At 41.1% G+C, this 3,744-nt stretch carries 5 protein-coding genes; 2 read left to right on the forward strand and 3 right to left on the reverse strand.

What is annotated here, in order from left to right; translation table 11 throughout:
• Positions 1-106 precede the first annotated feature (106 nt).
• Positions 107-1,033, forward strand: a complete 927-nt coding sequence (locus tag LD39_RS15865) for a glycine betaine ABC transporter substrate-binding protein (RefSeq protein ID WP_035549527.1) — start codon at positions 107-109, stop codon at positions 1,031-1,033.
• Between the two features lie 75 nt (positions 1,034-1,108).
• Here the strand turns inward: LD39_RS15865 and LD39_RS15870 are convergent, their stop codons facing one another.
• The 3 genes from LD39_RS15870 to LD39_RS15880 form a co-directional block, all read right to left on the reverse strand.
• The gene (locus tag LD39_RS15870; RefSeq protein WP_035549530.1) at positions 1,109-1,516 is read right to left on the reverse strand and encodes a YtxH domain-containing protein; all 408 of its coding nucleotides are present in this window, start codon (positions 1,514-1,516) and stop codon (positions 1,109-1,111) included.
• 185 nt (positions 1,517-1,701) lie between these two features.
• Complete coding sequence (locus tag LD39_RS15875; RefSeq protein WP_035549533.1) at positions 1,702-2,244, reverse strand: tryptophan transporter; 543 nt, start codon at positions 2,242-2,244, stop codon at positions 1,702-1,704.
• 129 nt (positions 2,245-2,373) lie between these two features.
• A complete protein-coding gene (locus tag LD39_RS15880; protein WP_035549536.1) occupies positions 2,374-2,805 on the reverse strand; it encodes an HIT family protein in 432 nt (143 codons plus the stop codon).
• A gap of 144 nt (positions 2,806-2,949) precedes the next feature.
• On the opposite strand from LD39_RS15880, the gene LD39_RS15885 reads away from it, so the two are divergent.
• Positions 2,950-3,693 carry an ABC transporter ATP-binding protein gene (locus tag LD39_RS15885; protein WP_035549538.1) on the forward strand — a complete coding sequence of 248 codons (744 nt, stop codon included), beginning with the start codon at positions 2,950-2,952 and terminating at the stop codon, positions 3,691-3,693.
• Positions 3,694-3,744: the final 51 nt, after the last annotated feature.

The raw sequence follows: 3,744 nt of genomic DNA on the forward strand, positions 1-3,744 counted from the left end.
CTTTACTCAAAACCTGAACACACAACGCGGTGAACAGTAAGGAAAGAAAGGGCCTGATTCAAGCCCTTTCCATATAGATCTATATATTAAAAGGGGAGAGGTTAACATGTTTAAATTAGATTTGAAACGTCTAGGTATTGCAGCTGGACTATCTTTGACACTTGTTGCAGCGGGCTGTGGTTCTTCAGACGAGGGTTCTGAGAGCTCAGGAAGCGAAGGAGGAGACTCCACAAGCTATAGTGAAGAAATGAATTATGAGGTCACTGGAATTGAAGCGGGCGCAGGTGTAGTAAAAGCAGCCCAAAAAGCAACAGAAGATTATGAAAATCTTGCGGGATGGGAAGTATCCACTTCATCTTCAGGTGCGATGGCGACAGCTTTAGGCGAAGCAATCGAAAATGAAGAGCCGATCGTCGTTACGGGCTGGACTCCACACTGGATGTTTGCAAAATATGACCTTAAATATCTTGAAGACCCGAAAGAAGTATTCGGTGGAGAAGAACAAATTAAGACAATGGTCCGTAAAGGTCTGAAAGAAGACAAACCGAATGCTTACAAAATCCTTGACCAATTCAATTGGACATCTAAGGATATGGAAACTGTTATGTTAGACATCAATGAAGGTACAAGTGAAGAAGAAGCAGCGAAGAAATGGATCGAGAACAATCAGGATAAAGTAGATGAGTGGACAAAAGGTACAGAGAAAGTTGATGGTACTGAAGTTGAGCTTGTTTACGTGAACTGGGATTCTGAAATTGCTTCTACAAACGTAGTAGCTGAAGTATTGAAGCAGCAAGGTTTCGATGTAACGATTACTCCACTGGATAATGGTCCTATGTGGGAAGCAGTTGCAGAAGGTGAAGTAGCCGGAATGGTAGCAGCATGGCTGCCAGCTACGCACGGTGATCTTTATGAACAACATAAAGACAACCTTGAAGATCTTGGAACGAACCTAGAGGGCGCGAAAGTTGGTCTGGTTGTTCCGAAATATATGGATGTTAAGTCCATTGAAGATCTGAAGCCAGCAGAATAATAACTCGTAACAAACTTTGGTATAAAAGAACCCCAGAAGGCGTATCCTTCTGGGGTTCTTTCGTGCATTAAACGATTATTGGTGATTAACGATTTCGTGGTCTGATTGTGAATCAGAGTCGTTTTGCTGAGCTTTCGCTTTTTCTTCAAGGTCTTTCAAGCTTTCCTCTATTTGTTCTAAATATTTTTGAATGTTTTTTTGGTGAGGTTCAACAGTTTTTTTCCAGCTCTCCACAGATGTTTTCACATCTTCTGAGAGATCTTTAATGAGTTCTGCACCTTCTTTGGATGTTTGAGCGATCTGATCTTTCAGCTGCATGCCTTCTTCTCTTAAACTAAGAACCGTGTTTTTTAAGCTTTCACTTTTCAATTTAGCATTTTCTCGTAAGTCACGACCTGAAGAAGGGGCACTGAGTAATGTATAGGCAGCTCCGACGACGCCGCCGACGATAAAACCAAGGGTTAGCGATTTTCCATTTGGCATATAGAAAACTCCTTTCAAATCCATCTCATAGTATTATTTTCTCTATATATGTATGAATGAAACCTAAAACAAATAAAAAATTTGATCTAGTTGAAGGGTCTATGGGTGGTTGTTGATGTTACAAAGGCACTACGTTTAGGTAGTGCCTTCAACATGTGAGGACTCACCGTCTCACTTTTGGTCGATTAATTTGCAGACCTTTGAGCAGTGACTGCATAAGACATGTTCGTTCTTTTTAGAATCTTAACTGCAATCGGATAAATCACGGCGACAAAGGCTGCGTTCAAAGCAGCCGTCGGAAGGACGACAGTTAAAAACATGACGCTGAAGCTCGCATCCATCAATCCAATAGCAAACAGAACGATGCTCAAGAATACAGCACCACTGACTAACGTACCAACACCAGCCAGTACGGGAGCCGTGAATTTCCCATTCATCAAAGGACGTACAAGCATGAATAAACCAAAAATAACGAGTGCAGTGATCGGTTTATCAATAAGGTTTGCAATCTGACCTCCTGGAACGGTGGTGGTCAGTGCAGAAATGAACCCTGTAGCAAGAGATAAAATCAAGACGTAGGGCAATTTAGGAAATAGAATGATACCTAAAAACATCATCGCCAACATCATATCTGGCCGCATTCCTAAGAAGAAAGGCGGGACGATGGCGTGAAGAACAGCTCCAATCCCTACAAACAATGACAACATCACTAAAACACGTGTATTCATTTTCAACATCTCTCCTCAACTATACTAGTCTCATCTGAATTTGCCTTCCATGTGTGTCCTTATGACCACATGCGAAAACATGCCAATATTATATCAAAAAGTAGGTCTTAAAATCAAAAGGCCAGTTTATCAGTCACGGATATTGCTGTTGATTTCCTCAGCAATCGATTGCAAGTCTTCACTAGTATAGTCATCAGAGTGAACTTCCCACTTAGCTCCGAATCCGTCTTGTTTGCCGTATCTCGGAATAAGATGAATATGTAAGTGGAAAACGGACTGACCTGCAGCTTCTTCATTGTTGTTCAGTACATTCAACCCAACAGGTTCATAGGTTTCTTTAAGAGCTGAGGCTATTTTAGGCACTCTTGAAAACAGCTTCTCTGCAACATTTGCATCTGTATGGTAAATGTCCTGGGTGTGCTGTTTAGGAATGACTAGCGTGTGTCCCTTTGTGACTTGACTGATATCTAAAAATGCATAGACATCCTCATCCTCATAAACTTTTGCTGAAGGGATGTCACCATCAATGATCTTGCAAAAAATACAATCCTGGCTCATCATCATCACTCCTTGTTGTTTTGTAATATTGTATCATAATGTCTCTAGTTGAATCGAAGGTGAGCTTGTTTTTCAAAAAGTACAAGTGATCTTTCAATTGTGATAAAATTTGTGGAGAATGGATGTAAATGAAAAGAGGGATGAACAGTGCAATCACTACTACAAGTCAATGACCTATATGGTGGATATACGCATAAAAATGTACTTCATGGCATTTCGTTTGATGTAAAACCCCGTGAGATCGTCGGATTGATCGGTTTAAATGGGGCAGGGAAGAGTACTACGATTAAACACATCATTGGAATGATGCAAGCAAAAAAAGGAGAAGTGTCCATTAAAGGGACTTCGTTTGAAGAGAATCCAGAAGAATATCGTCAGCAAATCGGTTACATACCTGAAATGCCGATTTTATATGATGAGCTGACCTTATATGAACATCTGCACCTCACGGCAATGGCTTATAATGTGCCGGAGGATTTATTTAAAAAGCGGCTCGATCCATTGTTGAAAGAATTCAGGATGGAAAAGAAACTCAAGTGGTTTCCGGTTCACTTTTCAAAAGGAATGCGCCAAAAGGTCATGATCATGTGCGCGTTCTTAATTGAGCCTGACCTTTATATTGTGGATGAACCCTTTGTCGGGTTAGATCCTTTAGGAATTCAATCTTACCTTCAGATGATGGAGGATATGAAAGAAAACGGTGCAGGCATATTGATGTCTACCCATATTTTGGCGACTGCCGAAAAATATTGTGACCGGTTTGTCATCCTCCATGATGGAAAAATCAGAGCGATGGGAACGCTTGAAGAACTGCGCAAGTCCTTCCGTCAGCCTGGAGCATCATTGGATGATATTTACGTGCAACTCACAAAGGAAGAGCACCATGATTAACGCCAAAGAGCTGTGGACTCGCCGGTTTTCAGACCATATGAAAGAAACAAG

Origin of the sequence: Halobacillus sp. BBL2006, assembly GCF_000786645.1 — a bacterium.
GTDB lineage: Bacteria > Bacillota > Bacilli > Bacillales > Halobacillaceae > Halobacillus.